This window comes from Flagellimonas sp. MMG031 (assembly GCF_040112705.1).
In the GTDB taxonomy this organism is placed as follows: Bacteria; Bacteroidota; Bacteroidia; order Flavobacteriales; family Flavobacteriaceae; genus Flagellimonas.
In genome coordinates this window covers 3,235,862-3,259,384 of sequence record NZ_CP157804.1, presented here as the reverse complement: position 1 = coordinate 3,259,384, position 23,523 = coordinate 3,235,862, and the positions used below count along the sequence as shown (strand labels likewise).

Genomic DNA, 23,523 nt, shown 5'->3' with positions numbered 1-23,523 from the left:
GAGTAAGATTAAGGGTGTTTTGTAAAGATTTCGATTAGTTCAAGGACATATTTAAGATCTGACAATGTCGATTGGATTTATTTCTATTGGCCTTTAGATTCCTTTTTCTCCAAGGGCTGAAGCTTTAATTCTTTTAATTGAGCTATAAGCCCCTCGACTTTTTTGGTTTTGGCCGATACTATGTCTTTGTAAATCGAATATGGCTCTATTCCCAAAGTTCCCAGCACATCAGTAAAATTTTCTGCGTTTGTTATTTTTTCGACACCGTCGAATGATTTAACGTCATTGTCAATACGGGCAATTAGACGCTTATATTTTCCCGATCTATCCGAATTATAACTATCTGAGCCAATACCTTTGTTTAAATCCCTGTATAGTTTTAACCCTCTTTTGTCAGTCATATCGGCACATAGCTGGTTGATAAGAACATCGGAACTTTCCTTTACACTGTAATAGCAATCCTTTGCAGCGTCCCCTTTTTTAACGAACATTATTTCTGAAACCGTTTTCACATGGCTCAAGTAAGCTACTAGGCCTAATTTTTTCGATTCTGGTAATGTTAGATTTGGCTTCCAATCTTGTCCCATTGAAATACTGGTAGCCAACAAAAGCATGAGTAAAATTAAATTTTTCATTTTGGATGTTTTTGGTTGGACAAAGGGGGAGTTTTTAAATATACCCAATACCGCTTTAATTCCTTTGCACCAAAACCTTAAAAAATCTGGGGTTTTCCTCCAAATGTTGATAATTCCGTTAAGAACCCCCGTCCAGTTGGTCAAATGGGAGCCATATTACGATATACCTTATTGGCTTTAAATGGTTTATAGTTATGGAAGAATTGGATAGGGCAAAGTTGAAGGATAGGATTATAGGTTTTCTTATAGAAAATTATACCAGTGCATGGGGTATTGATTCTCTTTTCATAAATCTTAAAAAACCTACGAATAGCAAAGCACATTTAATAGAGATTATCGGTGAAATGATTGACCAAGCAGGTAAGTATTTTAACTTTAGGGGAAATCCTACTTTTGGCTATACCCTAAGCGTGAATGATTTTACAAAGGAATTCCTTGAACAAGGTGGTTTTGTAGCCGAATATAAAAAACAACTTGAGGCAGCCCAAAAGCTTAATGAGGCCGCTAAACGTGAAGAATCCTTGAAAGAACTACAGGAGATTGAATTGAAGCAAAAGATTAGTTACAATACACCTTCCATATTGATCTCATCTTTCAGTTTTACCGTTGCCTTGATTTCATTGATTGTCACGTGCCGTGATTCCAAACAAGAATTAAACGAGGAACGGTTAAAGGTGATAGAGGGCCGTTTGGATTCCTTGGAGACGTCGACCGCTAAAAAGGTTGATTCTGTAACAATCAAGAAGGACATGGTAAAATGAAACAGAACATTTATATAAAGGCCATGGAGATTGGTTTTTCTAAGATTGGGGGAATCAGTTACTTAGATTTAAAAAGGCAGATAGAAATTGAAATGGGAAGTTCCATGGGCAGAAACACAGAGGCAGCCTTTGTTAAATGGATCGCGGAAGCTTTTGAACCTGTTGTGGGTTTTCCAAGAGGGCTACCCAATTTTATATTAGGCGTTGCAAATTATGTAATGCATGGTAAATCGGATTCCGCTTCAAGGACTCATTATGATAGATTTTAAAATACAATCTGGGTTATAAAGGGGGCAACAGTAAAACAGTACCTAGATTATCAGGAGCTTGTTGAATCTCGCGAAGCTGCAACAAAGGCCAAAAAGCAGTCCAACGTTTCAATCGGTATAGCCATATTCGCACTGATTGTTAGCTCTATATTGGGATTGGCTTCATTATATAGTACACAAGATGTCAATGTAATCGAGGACAAAACCAAAGTGGAACGGTTGGAAAAGGAGAACCAGCGTTTAAACGAAGATCTTTACAAGGCCGAAATGATGCTGGATGCTTATAAATCGGACACAACAATAAATAAAAACAATTTCAATGAAAACAAAGGCACAAATTAATTTTGAAGAAAAACGAAAGGATTACACTGATCGGGAACTTATGATGGAACTCCTATATTCCAATTGGAAGGTTCAAAACGCTACTGAAAGAACGAGAGGTAATACATCTACATTGGTTTGGTTCGTAGTCATTGGAATCATACTATCCTTTATTTCAGGCTTGGTAGGTGCTGCCGCCGTCCTTTAGGATTTGATCAATTCCCACCCATCCCTGGGCAACATTTCGAACTGTTCGACCTTCATCAGCTTTAGAATGTACCCTGAAGGGTAGCGGTGGCATAAAAATATACAGTCATCGTTGGCCTCAAGGTAGAATCCTTCCATGCTAATGGGGCGCTGTTCCACCTTCATTTGTTCCAAGGCGATTTCATACCGGTTCGCCCCGATTTCTCGCATCAAAATTTTGATGGCCTTTTTGTCCGAATTCCTGTACTTGATATGCTTCATTGGATATAATCCCAAAATTGGGATTTATTCCAATACATAATCAATTGTGTTGATAAGTTAAAACAGACTCCCCTGTTGGTTGAGTTCCGGATAATCCTTCTTTTCAATGGCCAGCTTATTGTTGGTGTCGATCCCTCTTTTGTACAAATCGCGTGAGACCGTATAGGCTTCGATTTCTTTGGTGGTAAATGCGGATTTCATAAGTTCCTTGATACCTGGTTCATGCAGATCGGGGAGGAGCCAATCCTCTTCCCAGTGTTGGTCCAAGATCAACGGCTGCCTTTTCTTTTGGTTGTGTATCTGCTCAAACTGTTCATTGGCCGGCATGGTAATAATGGTACAGCTATAGAGATCGTCATCCAGCTCGGAGTAGAGACCGGCAAAGGCGAAAAGCGAATCATCCTTGTAGTGGCAGAAGTAGGGATAGGACACTTTGTTTACATGATGCGGTTCATAGAAACCATCGGCTACGATGAGACATCGCTTGTCATGGATGGAGTGCTTGTAGGTATTGCTGGAAAAAACCGTTTCACTTTTGGCGTTGAGGGTATTGTACCTTTTATGGAATGCGTCTGGGTCATCCATCCCAAAGGGAGGAATATAGCCCCACATGGCTGGAAGCAGTTCATCGGGATATTCCATGGGAACTATATATAAGTTACCATGGGTAAAGCCGTTCATATGATAGTAAGGGGTATACTCCAGTTCGATTTGCAGTCTCGCCCTGAACCTTTCTTCGACTTCTTCCTTGGTCTTCCGCAATGTGGTGGAGTAGCAGATGACATAAAGATAAATTATTTGGCCACATGTAGTTTTTAAGGGCGGCGAAATTTAAACTGAAAAGAGATCTTACTAAAAATCGGCTCATCCCAAAGCATTTAGTATCCTTTGGATTTTATGCTTTGTTCCGAAATTGGTTCACTTCATTTATAATGAAGTTTATCCATGCGGACAAAAGCTGTCTCAATATTTTGGTCATGGCCAATAACAGTTCAGTCATCATAGAAGGATTTAATAAGTGATTGTAATAGAGCAAGGGCAATAGCGGACTGACTTTCCGTTCTTTTTGTATAATTAGCTTCCACATTATTTGAGATAAATCCGGTTTCCAAGAGGAGGGAGGGGCAGTGCCCATGGGTGTCCCGTAGCACTTGGAAGTTGGCATATTTGATACCCCTGTCATAAATTCCCAATCGTTGCTGTAACTGGTCGGCCAAATTGGCGGCCATAACTGTGGTTTTCGGATTGCCCTGCCCATGGAACAAAAAGATTTCAAAGCCTTGGGCTTTCTCATTCGGGGCTTGGTTGCAATGGAGGGACACAAAGGCATCCGCTCCAAGCGCCTTGGCCAGCCGTGCCCGAGTACCCAAGGAGACCAAGGTGTCGGTATAACGGGTAAGGTAGATTTCCAAACTATCTTGGAATAGAGTTCGATTCAATTGTAGGCACTTCTTGGCGATTGCCAAGATCACATCCTTTTCCAGAATCCCATTAGTGCCAATGGCCCCAGAGTCTGGACCTCCATGACCCGGGTCGATAATTACGACTGGCTTTTGAGCCATCAGATTTAAACAGCAAACCAACATTGTTAGGGTGCACAGGTACATTTTCATTTTGGAAAACTTTTGTTGAACAATTTCCAGCGATACGATGATTTTGGTGCCAATACTTCAATAATTAACAGCTTCAAGTGTTAAAAAATGTGATTTTTAAAGCCTTTTCTTCATATCACTGGAAATTCCACATCGTAAATCCTTTTGGGCGCTTAAACAAGTTCCAAGGTAATTTCAATCAATCATAATGAACAGGTCTCGTTTCCAACATATTGGATTGGACCTATCAAAAAACGAACGGTCATGAAAAACTTTAAAAAATCAGTAGCACTTGTTATTGGACTCCTAGTCTCCCAGGCCAGCTATCCCCAAATCGGGGGAATCGAGGATTCCGTTGCGGACATCTCGGATACCATTCGGGCCATTTTCCCCATCATCCTAGGTGTCATCTTCCTAATCGGCTTTCTTTTCAATGCAGGCCATTTTTTTGGGGAGAACGCCGACCTCAAAAAAGGAATCACCCGCGTTCTGGTCTTTGTGCTTATTGCCGGGGCGGTCGTTGGGATCTTTACCTATCTCATTGGTATTGTCGTCTAAGGCGCACGCAACATTTTTAGTGAACAACAAGATGATATGAAACAGTATAGTGTTTATCGAAACATCCGTGTCCGTGCCTTGATCTTTGGATTGCCCGTGGCTTTTTTTGCCCTCCAGATGATGGCCGTTGTGGGCTCCCTCATAGCGGTCATCTTCTCCTTTAATTTAATCCTCCTTATTGCAGTGGGCCTTGGCAATACAGTGCTCTATGGCATATTGCTCAAATTGGTCCAAGAACCAAGACTGCTCCAAATAGGGGTACGGTTCCCACATAGTATCACCAACAAAAAAATAACCTCCTATGAACACTGAAGTGAACTTTCATGAAAGCTATCCGATTGTGGATGTCGATCAGAACAGGATATTGGCCAACAACGGGAACATCGCCTATGCCTACAGGGTGGAACTGTCCGAGATTTACTCCCTCTCGGAGGCGGATTTCGAGGAGTTGCATGGCCATTGGTTCCAGGCATTGAAATCCCTCCCCATTGGCACCTTGGTCCACAAGCAGGATATCTATCGAAAAACATCCTTTGATGCCAGCCAATTGCCCAAGGTTTCCTTTTTGGCTAAGGCCACAAGGGACCATTTTAAAGGCAGGGAGCACCTTTCCCATGAATCCCTGATCTTTTTTATCTGGCCCAAAAACAGGGCCATCAATAGCTCCGCGCTGATCAATCCCTTTGCCAAAGTATCCAAAAAGTTACCGCAGACCCTTGGGGACCAAGCGGAAGAGTTTGGCAAAACGGTCAGGGATACCGTTGGATATCTCAATAATTCATCAAAACTCAAACTGTTGGCGTTCAACCAGGCCGCTATGATCCAATATACGGATACCTATTTCAATGGATTCAATGAAGGATACGATACGGACATGGTATTGGAAAAGGACAAGGTCAAGGTCGGCGAGCATCGGTTTGGGGCCATGGCCGTGAACAATGAGGGCTGCTTTGGTGATAGCGTTCAGACCAGCCGGCCCAACGAACAATATACCGCAGATGGATTCTTGTTCCACCAAGGTTTTATCGATGGGTTCGGTCTTACCTTTCCCGGGAATCATATCGTCAACCAATTCATCCATTTGGATGATCGGCACAAATGGCGCAAATTGCTTGAAAAGCGATTGGAGGAACTCTCCAAGAGCAGCAATTTCGGCTCCCGGAACAAACTGCTGTTCGATAGGGTATCGGATACCCTTTCCAGGCTCAACCAAGATGATTCGTCATTGATCATCAGGGGCCAATTAAACGTGCTTTGCTGGGCAAAGAGTGAAAAGAATTTGGATCAATCGTTATCGGAACTCACCGCCCGTTTCAAGGAACTGGATATTAAACCCTACTGTCCGGTGGGCAAGTCACGTATCCATTATGTGCTCAACAGCTATCCCTTGTTTTCCAGTAATTTTGGCGATACCGACCTTTATGTCACCGACCTAAAACATGCACTCTGCCTATGGATCAATTCCACGAATTATCGTTCGGATAAAAAGGGAATCATTTTCAATGACCGTCTGGAAAACATACCAGTGGTCAAGGATGTATGGGACGAGAGAAAACATCGTATCAAGGCCCGGAACTTTGCCATATTCGCTCCAACGGGAGAGGGCAAGTCCTTTTTGGCCAACAACATCCTACGGCAGTATTTTGAGCAGGACGTACGCCTAGTGATCATCGACCTAGGGGGTAGTTACGCCAAGTTTGCTCAATTATATCCGGAAGAACACATCATCCTGAAATACGAACCCGGTAAAAACCTTGGTATCAACCCCTTCTATAAAACCCCAGGCGACGGTGTCGCCGCAGAGTGGTTAGAGGACCTGACCAACTTCTTGATAGAACTATATGCTACAGACGATACTATAGGCAAGGCACACCAGGTCGCCCTGAAGAAAATCCTTCGTTCCTATTATGAAACAATCAAGGAAGGGCATTCGCTCGAAGGACTGTATGCCTTCATCCAAGAACACCAAAATACGTTATTGGAAACCTTGGGTATTGACCCCGGCTATTTCAACCTGACCAATTTTTTGCACATCCTCTCCGAGTATGTGGGCGATGGTATTTACAGTTTTCTTTTTAAGGTCAGGGAGGACCAATCCCATCGGTTGGAGGACAAGCGACTGATCATATTCGAGCTGGACGAGGTCAGGGACAACCGTGAGGTCCTGTCCGTGATGCTCAAACTCATCAAGTCTGCCATCCAACGGACCATATGGAAAAACCGAAGCGAGCGGGGTATCATCCTCTTCGATGAATTTGCCAAACAGCTCAAGTTCCCCAATGTTCTGGAGAGCGTGGAGTTTTACTATCAGGCCATCAGAAAGCAGAACGGGGCCATTGGCATTGTACTGCAGTCCATCAACCAATTGCCAGAGAACCATACCTCGGCCACCATCTTGGAGAACACCCAGGTCATCTATAGCCTGCGGAACGAAAAGGGATATGATGCGCTAGGGAAACGCCTCAATCTAAGCATCCATGACCTGAACCAGCTCCGGTCAATCAAGAGCGATTTGAAGGGCGAACGCAAGTACACTGAAATCTTTATCAAGATAGGATCCGAAAGTAATATCTACCGTCTGGAAGTGCCCCCAGAGGCCTATGCAGCCTATCTTACCGACGGTACTGAAAATCAGGCCATCATGGAGCTTTACGAAAAGACCCAAGATATGGAATTGGCCATCCAAACATTCGTCCATCAGAAAACACTGCAACATGAAAATAACTAAAAGCCAATCAATCCGGAATAGGTGCCGCTCTTTGGTATTAGGGCTTGCCTTTATCTTATTTCTGCCTGCAGGCGCTGCCTGCCAGGGGATGCCGGTGTACGATAATACCAACTTTATATCCTTGGCCAAACAGCTGGTCGAATCCGCAAAGCAGACCGCGGAATTATTAAAGATGGTAGAGCAGCTCAATGCGGTGCGGGAAAAGATAGAAAAGGTAAACAATGCGGTGAGGCAGTACCAAGCGGTCCGGGACATCACCCGCAACAACGAACGACTTTTTGAGATGGTCCGGGACGATTTGAGAGAAGTCTTGAATTCACCCTATATCCATGGCGATGAAATCGAGACCATATCCAATGCCTTCAACGGAATCATGGAACATTCCCTGGACCAATTGGATTTTATGGGGCAGGTGCTCAGCAATGATTTTTTGAATATGACAGACGCAGAAAGGCTGGCGATATTGGAGGCCCAACGGGAGGAATCCCAAAAAATATTGGCCGATATCAAGCACCGGAAAAAGCGGTACGACATGGTCATCTCCTTTCGGAAGATGCAAGCAATAATCAAGGATAGAAAGCCCAACTTTTAAAACTAGAACGATATGGGACTTGAATATGTGGATGCGGTCTTTCAGACCATCAAGGACAGCAGTTTTGCCACCTATACGATTGGTGGGATGAAGGCCTTGGCCATACTATTCTTTTTGGTCAATATCATCAAAAAGTATTATGAGGGCGGCGCAACACAAACAGGACTCACTTGGGGACTTACGCCCAGTGATCTGATACGGAATTTTGCGGTGGTATTGGTCGTATTGTTCTCAACAGAGGTGCTGGGCGCCTTTGACACCATTTTGGTGGCCATTGAGAGCCAATATAGGGATACGGCACCCGAACTATTGCCACTAGGACTTCAGGAAGTAGAAGTTGAGGAAGAAGCAGGTCTGTTGGATGCAGCCACCAAGGCCATGGGCCTATTGTACGAATGGCTGGCCACCCCGTTTATGGGGCTAAGGACCTTGGCCTGGGCGGGGAGTCTGGTGCTTTGGGTACTGGATTTGTTCATCTATCCGCTTTTTTTGGCCGAACGCTATTTTATCCTTGGGGTAATGCAGGGATTTTTCCCTTTGGTCATTAGCATGGCGGTCTTCGAAAGGTTCAGGGAAATAGGCTATCGCTTCTTCCGCTTGTATGCAGCGGTATATATGATCGTCCCGGCCTTCTTTTTGGTCAATGTCTTTGTCAATGCCCTCTATCAAGAAATCACGGATAATTTTTGGCCCAATCTCTTTGGAACGGACTTTGGCAGCGAGCTGTTCGCCCCCTTGATCGAGCTTGCGGGGATAGGGTTTATCGTACTGCTGAAGTTCAAGCTCTATAAGCGGGCGACGACTTTTACGTTTCGGCTTTTTGCAGGGGGGGCTTAAACCATATTCACTTTGAAAACAAACCGTTATGAAAAAAGTATATAAAAACATCACTGATGTCCTTCGTTTGAACCGTTTTATTGTTCTGGCGGTGGTCGTTCTCTGTCTATTAACAAGCGGCCTTTCGATGGGACTGCTGTACCACTATCAGGAGAAATTATTGAACGCTGCCTTTGCCATAGGTGCCGATGGCACGATAGTGCCATTGGAACTGGTAGGCCAAGAAAAGAAACGGGAGGTGGAGGCTTTGGCCCATATTGATCTGTTCCACCGGCTTTTTTATGGTATTGATGATAGCAATTACCACGACCATTTGGATAAGGCCTTGTGGCTAGGGGATGCTTCGGTGGATGCCATTTACCGTCAAAAAAAATCGGATGGGGTCTACAACCGACTGTTACAGTTTTCGTTGCGGCAACAGGTTGTACAGGTGGACATTGAACTGGACTTGGACAAGGAGCCTTATCGTTTTAGGGCGAGGACCATATTTGAGGTCCATCGGGGAGCGGTCATGGACCGCTACCAATTGGTTACCTCAGGCGAACTCATTGTAGTGGAACGTAATTTTCCAAACAATCCGCATGGATTGTTGATTACCGACTTTTTTGAAGATTCCCTCCGTCAACTTGAACCAGAAAACAATTAATGTCATGATGAAACTGGATAGAAACAAATTGTTGTTTATAGGTCTGCTTGTTAGCATTTGTGGGTTTATTATGCTCTATGCATTGCAGCTGGAGGAACCTTCAAAAGATGACGAGATAAGACAAACAAAGGTGCCGGAACTGGTAGAGGAACCAGAAGAGTTCAGCTCAAAGCTAGAGGCCGTTGACGCCATCAAGGACGAACGCGAACGGACAAAGCCCAGTCTGTACGGGGAAGAGTATATCGATTCCACCGGGGCATATGACCCGGAATTACAGGAGAAACAGCGCCAGCGTATCGTGGACAGCATCTATAGGGAGGGGCGTATTGATTATGGGGCGGGCACTTACCGTAAGCCAAAATCAAGGACCCAACCAATAGTGGATATCCAAACGGAAAACTCCGACCCAAAGCCAGAACCAAAACCCATCGACTTTTCCAAGGCCCATACCGCTTTTTTTGGCTCCAGACCAATACAAAAAGATAGTGTACATCCTCCCGTTGCTATTAGGGCCATAGTTAACGGTGAGCAACGGGTACGGGCCAAAAACCGTCTGGAACTGCGGCTTAATGAGGACATGGATATCAATGGCAGATATTTTACACGAAACACCCTGCTCTATGGATTTGTTTCGTTTCGGGCCAATAGGGTCTTTCTGTCCATTGACCATATTGGCCAGCATCCTGTCCGTTTAAAGGCCTACGATACCATGGACGGGGGAGAGGGCATCTATGTGGAGAACAGTTATCGCGAAGAAGCAACACGAGAGGTGCTGGACGATGCCGTTCAGGATATCAGCCTTCCTGGTATGCCTCAATTGGGAGGCATCAAACAGGTGTTCCGACGCTCCAATCGTACCGTGCGGGTGACCGTTCATGATGGCTATCAACTCATACTCAAATCAGAAAATCAAACCCTATGAAAATATATCCATATTTACCGATACTTTTTTTCTCACTTGCTACGCTCTATGGCCAAACGGACACTTTATATGTCAACGATACCCATGTGTTGCCCCTGATATTCCCAAAGCCGATATCACGAGCTGTCACCGGGCATTCCAATTATACGCTGGGATATAATCAAGAAACTCCAGAAAGGGTAGGGCTTTTGCAAGGTAATCAGGGTGATGACAGCAATCTGCTAGTGGTGACCGAGGATGGGCTGGCCTATTCCTATTATCTGGTATATCGTAAACCATTGGAGGAAAAACATCGGTTTGTCAATAAGAGCGAGGCTATTGGCAATGTCCTGCCCGAAAAGCGTAAGGATGAAATGGCCCAAAAGAAAAGAAGAAGATTCCAAACAGTTACACTAGCGGACAGTCTTCAGTATAGCAAGGCCAGCCGCTATTTTATGGAACGAAATACCACCGTGTTCAAGGCCAAACGTAAAGATGGCATGGTTCTTCGACTTCGTGATGTGGCCTATTTTGGCAGGGAAACCTATATCGTCCTTGAGATAGAAAATAAGTCCGATATCGATTTTGAGGTGGATTTTGTCCAGCTGTTTAAGGTGCATGGGAATCCAAGAAAGAAATCCTCCTATCAGAAACTTTCCCTGGAACCACTTTACGGTTATAAAAAGCCTTCCATCGTCAAGGTAGGCCATGTGGAGCGTTTTGTATATGTGGTACCCAAGTTTACTTTGATTGGTAGGGAGCGTCTAATGATAGAGCTACAGGAAAAAAGTGGCAGTCGCAAACTGCTGCTAAAGGGTAAAAGGTACCATGGGCGTGCTAAGGGCTCTAATATTAAATGGCAAAGCAAGGGACCAAATAGGATATTTGAACCGAAGGTTTTTACTCGTCATTAAACCCTTGGATATGGGTTTTCCAAAGCACTTTTTGGGGGTTGTGATTCGATTTTTTACATTATTAAACTCCCGTACTGCTTAAGTTAGCGCCTTATGTGATAGGGTTGTTTCCGATAAAATAGGTCTACAACCCTAGGAGGGGCCAGGTTGAAAAAGGTATGGCCTTTTCACTGAGACTTTTTCAAGTAGAAACTCTGTTTAATTTAGCGCTACTTTCTCCCCATCGGCCAATACCTTGCACTGATTCAAAAGCCCATGGTACTTTAGATATTCGGTAAGCATGGCCCTATTCTCCCTGCATGGACTTACCGCCTCCATATGGGTTATCCAAATGGATGCCTTAGAAGCATGTTCACAAAGAGCCTTGATATCTTTTCCGGTCATGGTAACGGGGTCTCCTATGGCGAAGGTAGCCGCACCCCCTGCCACAATGATGTGTTGGGGGCGGTGTTCGGTTATAGCTTTCTTAACCTCAGGGCACCATATGGTATCCCCTGCGATATAGAGTTTAAGATTATGGTGCTCAAGTATGATTCCATTCACTTGGCCCATATGTTTCCCTATGTCACCAGTACCATGCTGTCCGTTGGTCAGGTGGAGTTGGATATCATCCAGGACCATTTGATCATTGAGCGTAATAATCTTTTGAAAGCCATAAGAAGCTATGGTTTTTGCCAAAGGTTCAGGGCATATGATTGTGGTTGTCTTCTCGATTAAACGAATGGCTGCCTCATCCCAGTGGTCCGGATGCAGATGCGAAACAAAGACGGCATCAATGCATTTCAGTTTTTTTCTAAGTTTCTCTTCAGAGAAGGGCAAGGGGACCAATGGATTTTCACGTTGATCATTGGTAAAGGGAAAAGGACCGACCGCTCCTTTTTCTCCCAGCATGGGGTCGATCAGTATGTTGGTTTTTCCGACTGCAATCTGGATGGTGGCATTGCGCCATAACTGTATGTGCATAGGATAGGGTTTAATCATTTTATTCATTAAAGTCCGCCTCAGCTCCATTAGTATCTAAGGGACGTCATCTTTATTTTGGTAAACCTAGCTGAGTCTTTATAAATGAGCAAGAAGGTTACTTTTAGGTAACTTTGTTTTATGGATAAACCAGCGATGGACTACAAGGATTTTGAGAATTGTGGATTAAAGAAGGCATTGACCATGCTTTCGGGAAAATGGAAACCCATGATCTTGCATTATTTGTTCCACTATGGGGAATTCAGGTTCAACGACCTCTGGCGATCGATGCCTAGAGTTTCTAAAAAAGTACTTGCAGACCATTTACGGCAAATGGAGTCCAAGGGCATCATCAAAAGACGTGAAACAAACGGCTTTCCACCCGAGGTGAATTATGCCCTCACGGAAAAGGGTAAGTCTTTGGGGCCTATCCTCGCCGCGTTGGAGAAGTTCGGGAATAACTGACCTTTTTTGCTTAGGATTGTTGTTTGGTTTTGGTCTGTTCTATGATTACCCGATTACCTTTAGATGTGGGCTCTGAGATTACAATAAATTCCAAATTTGTGCTGCCCTCGTTTCGAATTTGGTGGATAACTTGGCTTCCGATATGTATCCCTTCCCGTTCGCCAATATGCAGAGTTGTATTGTCCAACTCAAAAACTGCACTACCCCTTAGAATATAAAAGAATTGCTGAGCTTTGTTATGGTAATGCTTCACCTCAGAAGTATTGGGAGGCATGGACTCTTCTATGATACTCAATCGGTCATTTTTCAATAGATGCCAACCATGGCAATTTTCTCCCCAAATGTAGTGTTCCGAGTTTGCACGTTTTTTTTTCATGGTCATTCCTATATCAAGGTTGGTTTCGATGATTGGTTACGGCCAATTTTATCATTTGATTTAATAAAACATACTGCACTTTACCGATTCCTCAAAATATTGTTTGATCGTTATTCCAAATGGTTTAGAAATAAAATTCAGGCCACTCAAACATAAGGAATTAAAAATTGTGATGATTTAACGAAGGGATGTCTATGTTAAAATTGTATATTACTATAAATTTATTGTTATGTCAGTCAGGTATTTAGCTATTCTTCTGATGCTTTTTTTCTGTTTAGGATGCAGTGATGATGATGTGGTGACCAATGTAACGCTAATAGGTTCTTGGGAGTTGGTTTCGTACTTCAATGAAAGTACGGGAGAAAATATAAATACCCCTAACAGGGGAGATGTTATCCGAATCACGTTTAAGGAAGATGAATTTGATGGTTCAACGGCACGGAACACTTTTTTCGGGGAGTATGCTTCGGGTACAGGTAGTTTGACATTTCTTTCGCTGAATGGAACCGAAGTAGCCGAAAGTGAGTGGGGGATGCGTTTTTATCAGACCATCGCTTCGACCTATGACTCGAGTCGGGAAGCATTTATAATGAATTATGCAATAGATGGGAATATATTAAACATAGGATATGAAACATCAAAAGTCATGAAGTTCAAGGCTATAAGATTGAGCAGGTAGTTTACAGAAGTTTTTCAGCACCAACACATAAGGTTAATTTCACCTTCCTTTACTATTTTTAGGGGCTCTAATCAACAAAAAGACATCTTCTTTTTTAGGTATCATAAAAATGAGATTCACGAGTAAGATGTTCATCTTCAAACCGTTTTACTGGTCAAGTATATAAGGTTATTTTTGATTGGTATGTCTTATTCTATCCGCAATGGCTTCAATACCTTCACGTTCACCAGTTTCTATATATCTTGCTGCGATGGTATTACAAGAACTACACCAGCCCTTTAGAATGACATCGTTTAAGTCGTTGATATAGCTTTTGTAATTAACCAGACGTTTGTCTTTTGACCCACAGTTACAAAAAATGCTGTTTACGCATAGTTCAATCGCTTTTTTGTACGAGGACCCGAGCATCAATTGCAATTGGAGTGGACCTATTTCGACTTCATCTGCATGAATTATGTGCTCAGTTCGCTTTTTTACCATCTCTGAATATATTTTGGGGTGTTTCTAACATCGCCACCACAAACGAGTCGCAATTTAAATGGACCGATTGTTCCATGTACATGATTTTTAAATTGTAATTTCTGCTATAAATTCCAAGGTGAAAACTTCCTCTATTTGGAGTTCTTTGTTATTCTGCAATATCCCTGTTGGAATATAATAAAAAAGATCGCAGGGGATATTTTTTCGTTGAGCAGAAATATCCAAGGTAACAACATCAGTTTCGTTCAGTTTAATGATATATTGAAAAGTAGACTCATTCGGGATATACAGCTTGATTGTATTGTCGAACTTCCTGATATCGGAATCTTGAACTGCAAATTCATTGGGCGGATTGTATCTGTAGCCCAATCCTTTTAGGAGTATTATTTCGTTCGGGTCAATGGTTCCGTTCCCAATTAGATTATCTCCATTTTGATCGATCAGTCTGACATACAACGAAGGGAAGCCAGGATCAAAAAGCGCGCAGTCTATACCGCCATCATTTTCGGAGCAATTAGACAACATAAAAGCCATTATAATCAAAGGCACAATTTTTTTCATTGATCATTTGGATTGGGTTCGTGCTCGATTCAATGAATCAAAACTAATTCAAGTAAAAATAGGCTAACTAAGGCAATCCATACAAATTACTTGGCACACAGCTATTTAAAAAAAAGACTTCGCTTCGCTTACTATACGGTCAAAAAACCTAGTTGCATGAGCCCATTGTATAGTCCTTGATGCCATTACACTCGGCTGTTGATGGGTTTTCGTAAGTAACACCATTGCACCCACAAACGGGGTTGATTTCAAAAGTTACTGCACAATTTTCTTTTTTCTCTTCACGGCACTCATCCTTGCTGCAGCTTAAAATGGATAGGCATATCCATAAAAGAACCAGCAAGTATAGTATTATTTTCCAGTGATATGTTTTCAATATGTTTTCGTCTATTATCACATTAGTTTTTTTGCCCACTTGTTTAAAGTTATCAATTATCCTTCATCGAAATGACTGTAATCCTTTCTTTTTCGACCAGATAATAGATGGTAATGTTTTTGTGTATTACAGCGCGTCGTAAGGATTTAAGTTTATGTGATTTTGGATAAAGCGTTGGGAAATGAAACACGGTTTTCTCAAATTGCTTTAAAAGTTTCTCAAACCAGACTGGGTCATCCTTTTTGCCGAACTTGCGATTAAGGTGTGATTTGATTTCCAATGCGTTGGAAACGGACTTTTTTGTCCAGGTGACTTCACAAATATTACCCATTGGCAATCTCCTTCCAAAACTCTTTTGAGTTCATTGTCTGTCCTTGTTCAAGGTCTCTTATGCCAGAGAGAATGTTTACCCGATCACTTTCTGTAATTTCATCCCACCAGTCACCAGACTTTCCTTCACTGGAAAGTTTTATAGAATGTAATAGCGCAATAATTGAATCATCGTTGAGGGATTCTATCCAAATTACCAGTTCTTTTTTTGTGGATTTTGAAGCTGACCTATTCATCAAAGAGTCATATTTAAAATGAAATTACAAAAATCGAAATAGTTAGGATAATCTGGTAAATACTCACCTACTGGAGTATCTAAATCCAATAGACCTTTATCGACCAATTGAAGGGCCGCCACGGCTGTCATTGTTTTTGTTATTGAGGCAATATTGAATAATGTATTGACAGTATTTTTTTCTTCATACTCTATACTTGAATACCCATAAGCCTTTTTAAATAGAACGTTATCCCCCTTTGCAAGTAAGACCACGCCAGAAAACTCAGGATAGGATAACTCTCTAAGATAATCGATGATATCAGCAAGTTTTTCCTCTTCATTCTGCGCAAAAAACATGTTGATTGAAAGAAATAGTGATATAATGGTCAGGATAAGACGCCTCGAATCATCATTTTTTACACTTATGCCATATTCAATCATACTTCCAATATACGCAGTATTAAACAATTGAGTTAAAACAAGAATTAAGAAATCAGTTATTATGAATTTTGGCAATCTGTGTGGTGATTTTAGGCAGTCGTGTTTTCCAATAAGTTATTTGCCCTTCAATCAATTAGCTTTATTTCTTTAACTGCTCCAATCGGTTGATGGCATTCTGATTTTGTGGATTCAACTCCAAAGACCTTTCAAAGCTTTCAATTGCCTTTTTGTCATTTCCCATAAATAGATAGCCCTCAGCCAAACTATCATAAAGATTGGCGGAATTGGGATAGAGTTTTGTCCCCAAAAGAAAAACCTTTATGCCTTGATCGGATGTTTTTGGATTGAAAACAAGTTGTAGGCCGAGCGTGTTCAAATTGCCTTCGGGAATTTTGAACGAAGGATGGTTTTTTAGGATAGAGTCGTGGAGTTGAACCAAGTTTTTGTAATTCTTTTTTGAGGCCAGCTCATGGAAATCCTGAAAGGTGTACGCCTCTTTTTCTGGCCGCTTGATTTGTAGCGTTATCAAGCCATCCGCAGCTCCATTGTACTGCGGATCGTTATCGATGTACTGTAAGGCATTCTTATCCCCTTTTAAAGTAGCTTCCAAGAATTGCAGTGTGTACCTAGCGACCCATTTGTAAGATTCCATTATTTCTGGATCGCTTTTATCCTGCCTCTTGTCCCTCTCGGCAAAAAGAACGCCCAGCGTACTAAAATGGGTATGGCTCAGGTTGTGGAACTTTAACCGATACACTTTGCTTTTTGTTATGCTATCGTACAATTTGAATTCGGTGTTCAGCGCAGCGTCAATCTTGTCTTCTTTCAGGACAATTTCAGGAATGTCCTTTTGAGCCATGTGCATATAGGGGACATCCATTTTAAAGGCATCGAAAAACGGTGACTGGGTAAGTAGTCCATACTGGTATCTTTCAGTACCGTCCAAACTGACAACGGCCTTTACCTTGTCATTACGTGTCTGCACCAGGATATTGGACAGGCCGCCAAAGCTAAAACCCATAATAGCAATATCATCATCCGCAACAGGATACTTACTTATCTCCTTGATCAAATACTCCACATCTCTGGCTTGGGTCTCCATTTCTTTAGCATTGTTATTACTGAACCAACGGGTTTCAGTTCCCCTGCTTGGACTGGATATCACCACAAAACCATGGCTTGCCAAGTATTCGCAAAGCGCAAAGTTTTCAATGGAGGAAGCTTGGAAACTGGGTGCATAAATGATTACCGGAAATTTTCCCTTTGCAGATCTCGCACCACCGTATGCTGTCGTGGTTTCCAAAAGGTGTTTTTGGTTGGCGGGGGTATTGGCATAATAGAACCAATTAAGTATTTGATCATTGGGCAGGTGTTCCCACTCCTCTTCTTCTTTTAGAACTTCAAAGTAATCTAAAACTGTCAGTGGCTCTCTGTTAACCATTTCCTGTTCAGAAGGATACCATATGCTTACGGGAATTGGTCTTGGGAACTTATTGTTGGTATAGTCAAAGATTCTGCTATAAGTTCGTGTGCTGTCAGTGGCTGTATAGTGTCGAAATCCAACCTTGTATGCTCCATTTTCAAGGTTAATTTCCTTGAGCGAAGTTTGTGCGGCAATTAGGTTACCTGAGAAAAATATTAAAATCTGAAGAATTGTCAATCTCATGATGTTCAATTTGTGCTAACCGCCTATGATTGGTATGCTTTTAACGTTATTCTTTAGTTTGCACTTAATTGCGTAAATAAGGGTTATACTTATCTGTTCTTTTGGTTGCCTCAGGTCCTCTTAATCTACTAAATATTTAATGAATCCATTTCCTAGGGCTGTACAATGGTAATAGGCAAGGTCACCCGTATCACTTACCCTGCCCTCGGAAGGGTTATACACCAAGTCCATGCTGAGTGGTTGTCCGGGATTTCCGGACAACCATTTTTTCATCCAGTTCACCTTCTTTAAAAATGTTTCTTATTTGCTCCGAAATTGTACGTTTGTTTTTTTTAAATAGTTAACCCATTTGCGCCTGTGTCAACCAAACGGTACCTTGCTCAAATTGAACGTTTATTTGAGTGGAACCATCATTAGCTTGGTAAATCTCTATTTGCTTATCCGTATTCATATAGTTAAGAACTGATATCTTCGGTTTGAAATTATTTTTGTTTATACACTTTCAGTCGCAAGTTATCGTTTTATTGAACTTTAAAATTTTTTAATATGTGCTTTCAATATTCTCTTTAATTCATTGATGGATTTTTCTTTCTCGGAATTAAAGCCAAAATAAACCAATGCAATTCCAAAAGCGAGCATTATTAGCGGGATTATTGCCACGGCAGGATTTGCCTCATGTGATATTATTGCATAAATAGAACCTAACAAAGCCAACGAAACCCCACCTAGCCAAACAACCATAAAGGCTATCACGAAGCCATGCAGTTGAAACTTGGCCCTAACTATTGTTCCGCTCATACTTTCACTCACGGTTCCTTTAATTTGTGGAAGAAATGAATTTTTATAGTTGATGGCCCTTTGTATCTCAAATTGTCCATTTGCAAAATATCCTTCAAATGGCTTTTCAATCTTTGTTTTTGAAAATCTGAGTTCTATTCCTCTTTTTGATCCGATATTATTCATTAGGATACTTTCAACTTCTTCCTTTGAAAATGAAGTTAATAGTTCAATGTCTACGGAAGGGATTAATCTCATAACATATTCAATTGCCTGGTGGTTATCGTTTATTTGAACTGTGAATGTACATTCAATTACTTTCTGTAAGTCTTTTAATTGCCATATTCAACACTGAATCTTCCCCAGTCAAAATATCCTCAATTGTTTTTGGAGCCAAGATATCAGGTTGGATTCCGTAACCAACAAACTCACGCCCATCTGGATAAGTGTCTCTTTTGGTACAGATACGGGCTTTTCCACCGCCAGGCAATCGTAGTATCATAGGTTGTCCCGTACTTCCATAGGTGAAATCTCCCATGGTCGTGAAATGGTCAATCGGGTCGGCAGCAACTAGAAAATCCTCTGCTGCCGACCCAGTATTATTTCCAATGAGCACTACGGTAGGCAATTTGATTACCTGGTTGTTGCTGGGGGCAATGGTATCGGGTCCGCTTTCAAACCAATAATCATCATTATAGGAAGCCAAAACTTCTCGGTCCCATGAACCCAAGTTGTCCGAATCTCCATCAATAAAGGCGCCCCAGGCCTTGTAGGCAGGTTTGTGCTCCCTGGTTTTCCATTTAGAAGTGATGATGGGCCGGTCTGTTAGGTGTTTTAAAATATTGTAACCATTCCAAGAGCTCCCACCTCCATTTTTTCTAAGGTCTATGATCAATGCTCTTGAAGACTGAATACTATCAAGGTAGCCTTCAAACTCTTCTACAATTTGGCTGTTGCCAAAAGAGTTGAGAGAAACATATGCTATATCACCAATCTTTCTAAAAGAAGAAAGTTCCCAGGGCTCATTTTTAATGATCCATTCTGTATCGGAAGGATTGCGACTAAGTGAAAGCTGCCTCAATTGATTTTCTGGAGTAAGTATTTCTATTCTAACGGAATCTGTTCGCATGCCCTTCAGAACTTCATGGGCTTCGATGTTTCGGCGGATATGTTCAGTGGAAGAACTGATGTATGGCCTGATTTGCTTTTCAATAAATTTTTCAACAGTAAGTCCGTCTACTTTTATCAGTTTTGACCCCAATGGAATTTTTTTCTCAAATTGTATGTCGGTGTTAGTGATAAATAGAGCATCGTCAATGGGAGAAATCGTTACAGCAGGGAACCCAAACTCCGATTCTAGTTCACTTGGAATAAAGATGTTCGTATGCCCATCATTGAGCAAAGCACAAACTTCTTGGAGAATCCGGTAATATTCCAAATTAGAAGAGGCATTCCGAACCTTGGGAAGATAGTCGATCAATACTTGCTCCCAATTAAGATTGGGCACTTGATCAAAAAAGGCGAAATTGTATTTTACTTCTGTCCAAAAATTGATGAAACCGAACAATCGTTCATCTTCGGTCAAGGACTTACCATTCAATGGTCTATAAATCTGGTTCTTTTCAGAAACAAAAACATCTACCAAGTAGTCCAATACTTTGACCATATCTTTATTGGCGGAGTTGACTTCCTTTAGTTGTTCTTCACTAAATTCAAAAGTGCCTGACGAGACAAAAGTCAAGGGCTTTCGTAGCTGAACTATTTTTTTATTGGATAGGAAGGTGGCATTTAAACTTGTGGGATGTTCAGGTTCCAATTTCAAATAGAAGGTACCCAATTTTCCATGATTCATTCCAGTGTACCGGTCAATGTGTTCCCTGAATTCTGGCCATTGGGAATTTGCTTCGTCCTTGTTCTTGAGTTCATACAAGAAAAGGGAGACTCCATTTCTGGAATTGACCCACATAAATGCTCCTTGAGGTCTTACCAGAGTATCATTGCCTATGACCAAAGGATGGTTTTCATTGTGTTGGAATCCAATGCTTTTAAGTTTGGTTTCAAGACTTTCAATAACTTTGACAATATCCCTTTCATCCATCTCCACCAAAAAAGACATCAAATCGTCACCAGAACTCATTTCTTCAAAAATGTCCTTTGGATGATCAATCGTTCCCTTTTGGGAACAAGAGGTTAAAAAGGACATAGTCATTATAACTAAAAAAAAATCAAGGAGTTTTTTAGCTTTCATTTTAGGGATGCCAGATTAGGTTTCACGTTGAACATTCGGGGGAATTTTCTAATATAAGAATTTTCGTTCACAATGATTTATCAATCGTTTATTTGAACTTAGATATGGCTATGTAAAATTAGTTATTAATAGGCATGGTCCACTGTACCATGTCACCATATTCTCTTCTCAATGTAAAGTGAAATACGTCGTTGGGAAACACATTATTCTCGTAATCATAGATATGAAGCTCCAAATGGCCAGAATCGTTGAGTGAGCCAACCTCAAGGCCTCTTTGATTGAGAAAAGAAACGATTTCCTCAGGAATTTCCAATTGCCCAAAAGGCATATCTATGGTATTTTGGGATGCATTTCTATAAATCATCCGAAAAACTTGGTTGCTCCCAGGATCTGGATGAGAAATTTCCATGTTGAGCTCTGAAAAATCATATTCCCCGGTTATTGCTATTTCCGTATCGTTTTGTTGTACCGTGAGATTGGGTATAGTAAGGTCGGGGGTTCCCCTTTGTTCAAATCGCAGTGTATTCCCATTGGAAAGTTCCAAACCTATGCTCTTTACCATTATTGGGTATTCGGGTAAGTCAGGATAACTTGCTGTAAAACCCGAAATTGCCGTTTCAATGTCGTTCAGAAAGACAGACCTGAACATATCTTCACGGTATTCATCTTCGTTGGCAAAACCAAAAAGACCGATAGTAGCCCTTTCGACTTCCATTGGTAACTCCACTGTAAGAACATCCTCGACCTCAGGGCTGGACATTTCATCAAACTGTATGGTCTGATCAAAAAAATCTTTGATAGAGAGGTATCGATAATTGTTAAGAATTTCTTCATTGCTTTGATCAAAGTAGTACAAAAATATATCCGAGCTAAGCCCAGGATCATAGTTGACACCAAGAACAGGGAAAGCGGAATTGGCAAAGCTGTAGTTTCTGCCAAGCGATTTAAATAGGCCTGAATTGATGGTGCCCTCCACCGTGATATCAAAATTGGAACTTTTGTTGGTGGCGATTAAATCCACACCCAAAGCATTTGCTACCTGTGGAGTATCCATCAATTCGGTACCTGGTTCCACATGGCCGTACATCCTTGCTGTATGAAAGGTTGAATTCGTGCCCAAAACATATTGGGTAACAATGATGTTCTCCTCTATAAAATTGTCCTCAGCGTGAAAGAAAATAGGGTCTTCATACGTTACAATTTTCTTGAAGGCCACCAATTCCCCTGTACTTTGCAAGTTGATGGCCAGGTATGAATCAGTCGATGCACTGGAAAGCCCTCCAAAGGATCGAAAGAGCAACTTTTTTATTTCAAATTCCTCGTTTTTTACACTTTCCTTGCCGGATGCCTCAGACTTGACTGTTAGTTTTGTGTTGCCATTGGGATAATCAAACGGGTTTATTTCAAATTCAAAATCCTTATCATTGGTTGAAATCAGCTCGACATCATTTATCAAAACCTTAGTATTTGATTGATTCTCAACACCAGTGATGGATACTCTAAGCTTCGTTCTTTTTTCAATCAAATCATTAAATTCGGATATGGATATTTCCGGCGATCTTTCTTCGCTTTGGTTTGGCCCATTGATTTCATTATCAGAGCTATCCTTTGAGCAATTGATACAACTTATAACCAGAAATAAAAAAAAGGCCTTTTTGACCATATTAAGTAAAGTGTTTGTGTTTAACATGTAGATCTTAAGAAATCAACTGCATTATCCCTTGTTCCTTAAGGCGAAAAATACTTTTCAATAACTCCCAATTGCAGCTAATCGATATGTGATTATCTAATATTAGTATAGATAATAAGAGTGTGAAGAGGGTTAAAATGATATTTTTTCATTGACTTGTTTTGGTTAGTTATTATTATGTACGTCATAAATGTAGGAAATTTCCATTAATCAAAAATCGGGTTTTCGGTGAAAGGGGAGTAAAACAGTCAATCGGGTTTGATTTTCTTCTTGTGATTTTTGCAATAAGCTTTACCCAAAGCCTGTTTCTTGTCCCAAAACAAAATTCCACACTCAACACACTTTCTTCTGCCTTGGTACGCCAAATATTTATAGAGGGTCTTTTTAGAACCAACATCAATGAGTTTCATGATCTCCTCAATGCTCAGTTTGTTGTCCCTATAGTATCTTTCCGCCAATATAGCCTTGTTCAATGCTTGTTTACTAAGACCAGGTTTCCGACCAATTTTCAATCCACGTCTTCTTGAGCTTTCCATTCCTGCCCGTGTGCGTTCAATAATGATGTCCCTTTCCAATTGGGCAACCGATGCAAATAAGTTGAAGATAAACCTGCCGTGTGGGGAAGTGGTATCAATGAAACTTTCCTGAATGCTTTTGAAGTGGATTCCCTTCTTTTCAAAATCTTCGATGAGCTTGGTCAGATGTGATAGGCTTCTGGCAATTCTGTCCAATTTCCAAACCACAAGAGTATCACCTTCACGCAAAATGGATAAAAGTTCATCAAGACCCTTTCTTTCCGCTTTTGCTCCAGATGAAATATCGGCATAAATGTTCTTGGGTTTGATTCCTTCTTTCAAAAAGGCATCCACCTGCAAATCGTGTTTCTGTGATTTTGTGCTCACTCTTGCATAACCGAACTTCATCTTAGGGATAAAAAAGGGTATATAAGGTAAACTATTTAAGTGTACCGAAAAAGTAAACTCTTTATAATCAATGGATTCGTTTCACACTGAAAGTTCAATAAAACGGTGGCTT

Annotated in this window: 29 protein-coding genes; 14 read left to right on the top strand and 15 right to left on the bottom strand. The window is 41.4% G+C overall.

Going from position 1 to position 23,523, the window contains the following annotated elements; all coding sequences use genetic code 11:
• Positions 1-83 precede the first annotated feature (83 nt).
• Positions 84-635, bottom strand: coding sequence for a hypothetical protein (locus ABNE31_RS14760; RefSeq protein WP_349351683.1), 552 nt, complete (start codon positions 633-635; stop codon positions 84-86).
• A gap of 194 nt (positions 636-829) precedes the next feature.
• Here ABNE31_RS14760 and ABNE31_RS14755 point away from each other — a divergent pair, with 194 nt between their 5' ends.
• From ABNE31_RS14755 to ABNE31_RS14740, 4 genes are all read left to right on the top strand, one after another.
• On the top strand, positions 830-1,396 hold the full coding sequence (locus ABNE31_RS14755) for a hypothetical protein (RefSeq protein ID WP_349351682.1): 567 nt from the start codon (positions 830-832) through the stop codon (positions 1,394-1,396).
• A complete protein-coding gene (locus tag ABNE31_RS14750; protein WP_349351681.1) occupies positions 1,393-1,665 on the top strand; it encodes a hypothetical protein in 273 nt (90 codons plus the stop codon). Before ABNE31_RS14755 ends, ABNE31_RS14750 begins: the two co-directional genes overlap by 4 nt.
• 156 nt (positions 1,666-1,821) lie before the next feature.
• A complete protein-coding gene (locus ABNE31_RS14745; protein WP_349351680.1) occupies positions 1,822-2,007 on the top strand; it encodes a hypothetical protein in 186 nt (61 codons plus the stop codon).
• The gene (locus tag ABNE31_RS14740) at positions 1,985-2,194 is read left to right on the top strand and encodes a hypothetical protein (RefSeq protein WP_349351679.1); all 210 of its coding nucleotides are present in this window, start codon (positions 1,985-1,987) and stop codon (positions 2,192-2,194) included. The genes ABNE31_RS14745 and ABNE31_RS14740 overlap by 23 nt, the downstream gene beginning before the upstream one ends.
• Here ABNE31_RS14740 and ABNE31_RS14735 read toward each other — a convergent pair.
• The 3 genes from ABNE31_RS14735 to ABNE31_RS14725 all read right to left on the bottom strand — a co-directional run bounded on the left by ABNE31_RS14735 (position 2,191) and on the right by ABNE31_RS14725 (position 4,016).
• Positions 2,191-2,454 carry a hypothetical protein gene (locus ABNE31_RS14735; protein ID WP_349351678.1) on the bottom strand — a complete coding sequence of 88 codons (264 nt, stop codon included), beginning with the start codon at positions 2,452-2,454 and terminating at the stop codon, positions 2,191-2,193. The two genes, ABNE31_RS14740 and ABNE31_RS14735, sit on opposite strands and share 4 nt — an antisense overlap.
• A 57-nt stretch (positions 2,455-2,511) precedes the next feature.
• Positions 2,512-3,234, bottom strand: a complete 723-nt coding sequence (locus ABNE31_RS14730) for an SOS response-associated peptidase (RefSeq protein ID WP_349353055.1) — start codon at positions 3,232-3,234, stop codon at positions 2,512-2,514.
• 212 nt (positions 3,235-3,446) lie between these two features.
• Positions 3,447-4,016, bottom strand: coding sequence for an N-acetylmuramoyl-L-alanine amidase (locus tag ABNE31_RS14725; protein WP_349351677.1), 570 nt, complete (start codon positions 4,014-4,016; stop codon positions 3,447-3,449).
• A gap of 294 nt (positions 4,017-4,310) precedes the next feature.
• On the opposite strand from ABNE31_RS14725, the gene ABNE31_RS14720 reads away from it, so the two are divergent.
• The 8 genes from ABNE31_RS14720 to ABNE31_RS14685 are packed head-to-tail and all read left to right on the top strand — an operon-like array spanning position 4,311 to position 11,222.
• Positions 4,311-4,604 carry a hypothetical protein gene (locus ABNE31_RS14720; RefSeq protein WP_338193699.1) on the top strand — a complete coding sequence of 98 codons (294 nt, stop codon included), beginning with the start codon at positions 4,311-4,313 and terminating at the stop codon, positions 4,602-4,604.
• 36 nt (positions 4,605-4,640) lie between these two features.
• On the top strand, positions 4,641-4,916 hold the full coding sequence (locus tag ABNE31_RS14715; RefSeq protein ID WP_293294593.1) for a hypothetical protein: 276 nt from the start codon (positions 4,641-4,643) through the stop codon (positions 4,914-4,916).
• Entirely contained in the window at positions 4,906-7,332 is a 2,427-nt protein-coding gene (locus ABNE31_RS14710) for a TraG family conjugative transposon ATPase (RefSeq protein WP_349351676.1), read from the top strand. The genes ABNE31_RS14715 and ABNE31_RS14710 overlap by 11 nt, the downstream gene beginning before the upstream one ends.
• Positions 7,319-7,924 (top strand): conjugal transfer protein, encoded by a 606-nt coding sequence (locus tag ABNE31_RS14705; RefSeq protein ID WP_349351675.1) that lies wholly within the window; start codon positions 7,319-7,321, stop codon positions 7,922-7,924. The genes ABNE31_RS14710 and ABNE31_RS14705 overlap by 14 nt, the downstream gene beginning before the upstream one ends.
• A 12-nt stretch (positions 7,925-7,936) precedes the next feature.
• Positions 7,937-8,761: a hypothetical protein gene (locus ABNE31_RS14700; RefSeq protein ID WP_349351674.1), complete on the top strand. Its 825-nt coding sequence runs from the start codon at positions 7,937-7,939 to the stop codon at positions 8,759-8,761.
• Positions 8,762-8,789: 28 nt separating this feature from the next.
• Positions 8,790-9,407 carry a conjugal transfer protein TraK gene (locus ABNE31_RS14695; RefSeq protein ID WP_349351673.1) on the top strand — a complete coding sequence of 206 codons (618 nt, stop codon included), beginning with the start codon at positions 8,790-8,792 and terminating at the stop codon, positions 9,405-9,407.
• 4 nt (positions 9,408-9,411) lie between these two features.
• A complete protein-coding gene (gene traM / locus ABNE31_RS14690) occupies positions 9,412-10,329 on the top strand; it encodes a conjugative transposon protein TraM (protein WP_349351672.1) in 918 nt (305 codons plus the stop codon).
• Positions 10,326-11,222 carry a DUF4138 domain-containing protein gene (locus tag ABNE31_RS14685; protein ID WP_349351671.1) on the top strand — a complete coding sequence of 299 codons (897 nt, stop codon included), beginning with the start codon at positions 10,326-10,328 and terminating at the stop codon, positions 11,220-11,222. The genes traM and ABNE31_RS14685 overlap by 4 nt, the downstream gene beginning before the upstream one ends.
• A 198-nt stretch (positions 11,223-11,420) precedes the next feature.
• Here ABNE31_RS14685 and ABNE31_RS14680 read toward each other — a convergent pair whose 3' ends face one another.
• Positions 11,421-12,185 carry an MBL fold metallo-hydrolase gene (locus tag ABNE31_RS14680; RefSeq protein ID WP_349351670.1) on the bottom strand — a complete coding sequence of 255 codons (765 nt, stop codon included), beginning with the start codon at positions 12,183-12,185 and terminating at the stop codon, positions 11,421-11,423.
• A 138-nt stretch (positions 12,186-12,323) separates the two neighbouring features.
• Here ABNE31_RS14680 and ABNE31_RS14675 point away from each other — a divergent pair, with 138 nt between their 5' ends.
• Positions 12,324-12,647 (top strand): helix-turn-helix domain-containing protein, encoded by a 324-nt coding sequence (locus ABNE31_RS14675; protein ID WP_349351669.1) that lies wholly within the window; start codon positions 12,324-12,326, stop codon positions 12,645-12,647.
• A gap of 10 nt (positions 12,648-12,657) precedes the next feature.
• Here ABNE31_RS14675 and ABNE31_RS14670 read toward each other — a convergent pair whose 3' ends face one another.
• A complete protein-coding gene (locus ABNE31_RS14670; protein ID WP_349351668.1) occupies positions 12,658-13,023 on the bottom strand; it encodes a cupin domain-containing protein in 366 nt (121 codons plus the stop codon).
• 229 nt (positions 13,024-13,252) lie between these two features.
• Between ABNE31_RS14670 and ABNE31_RS14665 the strand changes: the two genes are divergently transcribed.
• Complete coding sequence (locus ABNE31_RS14665; protein WP_349351667.1) at positions 13,253-13,702, top strand: hypothetical protein; 450 nt, start codon at positions 13,253-13,255, stop codon at positions 13,700-13,702.
• A gap of 567 nt (positions 13,703-14,269) precedes the next feature.
• On the opposite strand, the gene ABNE31_RS14660 is transcribed toward ABNE31_RS14665, so the two are convergent.
• The 9 genes from ABNE31_RS14660 to ABNE31_RS14620 form a co-directional block, all read right to left on the bottom strand.
• A complete protein-coding gene (locus ABNE31_RS14660) occupies positions 14,270-14,743 on the bottom strand; it encodes a hypothetical protein (protein WP_349351666.1) in 474 nt (157 codons plus the stop codon).
• A gap of 699 nt (positions 14,744-15,442) precedes the next feature.
• Positions 15,443-15,685: a hypothetical protein gene (locus ABNE31_RS14655; RefSeq protein ID WP_349351665.1), complete on the bottom strand. Its 243-nt coding sequence runs from the start codon at positions 15,683-15,685 to the stop codon at positions 15,443-15,445.
• Positions 15,685-16,182 (bottom strand): serine hydrolase, encoded by a 498-nt coding sequence (locus tag ABNE31_RS14650; RefSeq protein ID WP_349351664.1) that lies wholly within the window; start codon positions 16,180-16,182, stop codon positions 15,685-15,687. The genes ABNE31_RS14655 and ABNE31_RS14650 overlap by 1 nt, the downstream gene beginning before the upstream one ends.
• 64 nt (positions 16,183-16,246) lie before the next feature.
• Positions 16,247-17,773, bottom strand: a complete 1,527-nt coding sequence (locus ABNE31_RS14645) for a dienelactone hydrolase family protein (RefSeq protein ID WP_349351663.1) — start codon at positions 17,771-17,773, stop codon at positions 16,247-16,249.
• A gap of 120 nt (positions 17,774-17,893) precedes the next feature.
• Positions 17,894-18,046, bottom strand: a complete 153-nt coding sequence (locus tag ABNE31_RS14640; RefSeq protein ID WP_349351662.1) for a hypothetical protein — start codon at positions 18,044-18,046, stop codon at positions 17,894-17,896.
• Positions 18,047-18,304: 258 nt separating this feature from the next.
• A complete protein-coding gene (locus ABNE31_RS14635; RefSeq protein WP_349351661.1) occupies positions 18,305-18,808 on the bottom strand; it encodes a hypothetical protein in 504 nt (167 codons plus the stop codon).
• Between the two features lie 52 nt (positions 18,809-18,860).
• Positions 18,861-20,753 (bottom strand): S41 family peptidase, encoded by a 1,893-nt coding sequence (locus tag ABNE31_RS14630; RefSeq protein ID WP_349351660.1) that lies wholly within the window; start codon positions 20,751-20,753, stop codon positions 18,861-18,863.
• 163 nt (positions 20,754-20,916) lie between these two features.
• Positions 20,917-22,254, bottom strand: a complete 1,338-nt coding sequence (locus ABNE31_RS14625) for a hypothetical protein (protein WP_349351659.1) — start codon at positions 22,252-22,254, stop codon at positions 20,917-20,919.
• Positions 22,255-22,736: 482 nt separating this feature from the next.
• A complete protein-coding gene (locus ABNE31_RS14620; RefSeq protein ID WP_349351658.1) occupies positions 22,737-23,411 on the bottom strand; it encodes a recombinase family protein in 675 nt (224 codons plus the stop codon).
• Between the last annotated feature and the right edge of the window lie 112 nt (positions 23,412-23,523).

What these genes read in the sequence shown, in the direction of transcription:
- traM (WP_349351672.1), top strand. Translation starts at nt 9,412, where the DNA reads ATGATGAAACTGGATAGAAACAAATTGTTGTTTATAGGTCTGCTTGTT.
- ABNE31_RS14750 (WP_349351681.1), top strand. Translation starts at nt 1,393, where the DNA reads ATGAAACAGAACATTTATATAAAGGCCATGGAGATTGGTTTTTCTAAG.
- ABNE31_RS14735 (WP_349351678.1), bottom strand. Translation starts at nt 2,454, where the DNA reads ATGAAGCATATCAAGTACAGGAATTCGGACAAAAAGGCCATCAAAATT.
- ABNE31_RS14685 (WP_349351671.1), top strand. Translation starts at nt 10,326, where the DNA reads ATGAAAATATATCCATATTTACCGATACTTTTTTTCTCACTTGCTACG.
- ABNE31_RS14720 (WP_338193699.1), top strand. Translation starts at nt 4,311, where the DNA reads ATGAAAAACTTTAAAAAATCAGTAGCACTTGTTATTGGACTCCTAGTC.
- ABNE31_RS14620 (WP_349351658.1), bottom strand. Translation starts at nt 23,411, where the DNA reads ATGAAGTTCGGTTATGCAAGAGTGAGCACAAAATCACAGAAACACGAT.
- ABNE31_RS14675 (WP_349351669.1), top strand. Translation starts at nt 12,324, where the DNA reads ATGGATAAACCAGCGATGGACTACAAGGATTTTGAGAATTGTGGATTA.
- ABNE31_RS14665 (WP_349351667.1), top strand. Translation starts at nt 13,253, where the DNA reads ATGTCAGTCAGGTATTTAGCTATTCTTCTGATGCTTTTTTTCTGTTTA.
- ABNE31_RS14740 (WP_349351679.1), top strand. Translation starts at nt 1,985, where the DNA reads ATGAAAACAAAGGCACAAATTAATTTTGAAGAAAAACGAAAGGATTAC.
- ABNE31_RS14660 (WP_349351666.1), bottom strand. Translation starts at nt 14,743, where the DNA reads ATGAAAAAAATTGTGCCTTTGATTATAATGGCTTTTATGTTGTCTAAT.
- ABNE31_RS14635 (WP_349351661.1), bottom strand. Translation starts at nt 18,808, where the DNA reads ATGAGATTAATCCCTTCCGTAGACATTGAACTATTAACTTCATTTTCA.
- ABNE31_RS14655 (WP_349351665.1), bottom strand. Translation starts at nt 15,685, where the DNA reads ATGAATAGGTCAGCTTCAAAATCCACAAAAAAAGAACTGGTAATTTGG.
- ABNE31_RS14700 (WP_349351674.1), top strand. Translation starts at nt 7,937, where the DNA reads ATGGGACTTGAATATGTGGATGCGGTCTTTCAGACCATCAAGGACAGC.
- ABNE31_RS14715 (WP_293294593.1), top strand. Translation starts at nt 4,641, where the DNA reads ATGAAACAGTATAGTGTTTATCGAAACATCCGTGTCCGTGCCTTGATC.
- ABNE31_RS14760 (WP_349351683.1), bottom strand. Translation starts at nt 635, where the DNA reads ATGAAAAATTTAATTTTACTCATGCTTTTGTTGGCTACCAGTATTTCA.
- ABNE31_RS14755 (WP_349351682.1), top strand. Translation starts at nt 830, where the DNA reads ATGGAAGAATTGGATAGGGCAAAGTTGAAGGATAGGATTATAGGTTTT.
- ABNE31_RS14710 (WP_349351676.1), top strand. Translation starts at nt 4,906, where the DNA reads ATGAACACTGAAGTGAACTTTCATGAAAGCTATCCGATTGTGGATGTC.
- ABNE31_RS14630 (WP_349351660.1), bottom strand. Translation starts at nt 20,753, where the DNA reads ATGTCCTTTTTAACCTCTTGTTCCCAAAAGGGAACGATTGATCATCCA.
- ABNE31_RS14680 (WP_349351670.1), bottom strand. Translation starts at nt 12,185, where the DNA reads ATGCACATACAGTTATGGCGCAATGCCACCATCCAGATTGCAGTCGGA.
- ABNE31_RS14645 (WP_349351663.1), bottom strand. Translation starts at nt 17,773, where the DNA reads ATGAGATTGACAATTCTTCAGATTTTAATATTTTTCTCAGGTAACCTA.
- ABNE31_RS14705 (WP_349351675.1), top strand. Translation starts at nt 7,319, where the DNA reads ATGAAAATAACTAAAAGCCAATCAATCCGGAATAGGTGCCGCTCTTTG.
- ABNE31_RS14695 (WP_349351673.1), top strand. Translation starts at nt 8,790, where the DNA reads ATGAAAAAAGTATATAAAAACATCACTGATGTCCTTCGTTTGAACCGT.
- ABNE31_RS14640 (WP_349351662.1), bottom strand. Translation starts at nt 18,046, where the DNA reads ATGAAAAAATGGTTGTCCGGAAATCCCGGACAACCACTCAGCATGGAC.
- ABNE31_RS14725 (WP_349351677.1), bottom strand. Translation starts at nt 4,016, where the DNA reads ATGGCTCAAAAGCCAGTCGTAATTATCGACCCGGGTCATGGAGGTCCA.
- ABNE31_RS14670 (WP_349351668.1), bottom strand. Translation starts at nt 13,023, where the DNA reads ATGAAAAAAAAACGTGCAAACTCGGAACACTACATTTGGGGAGAAAAT.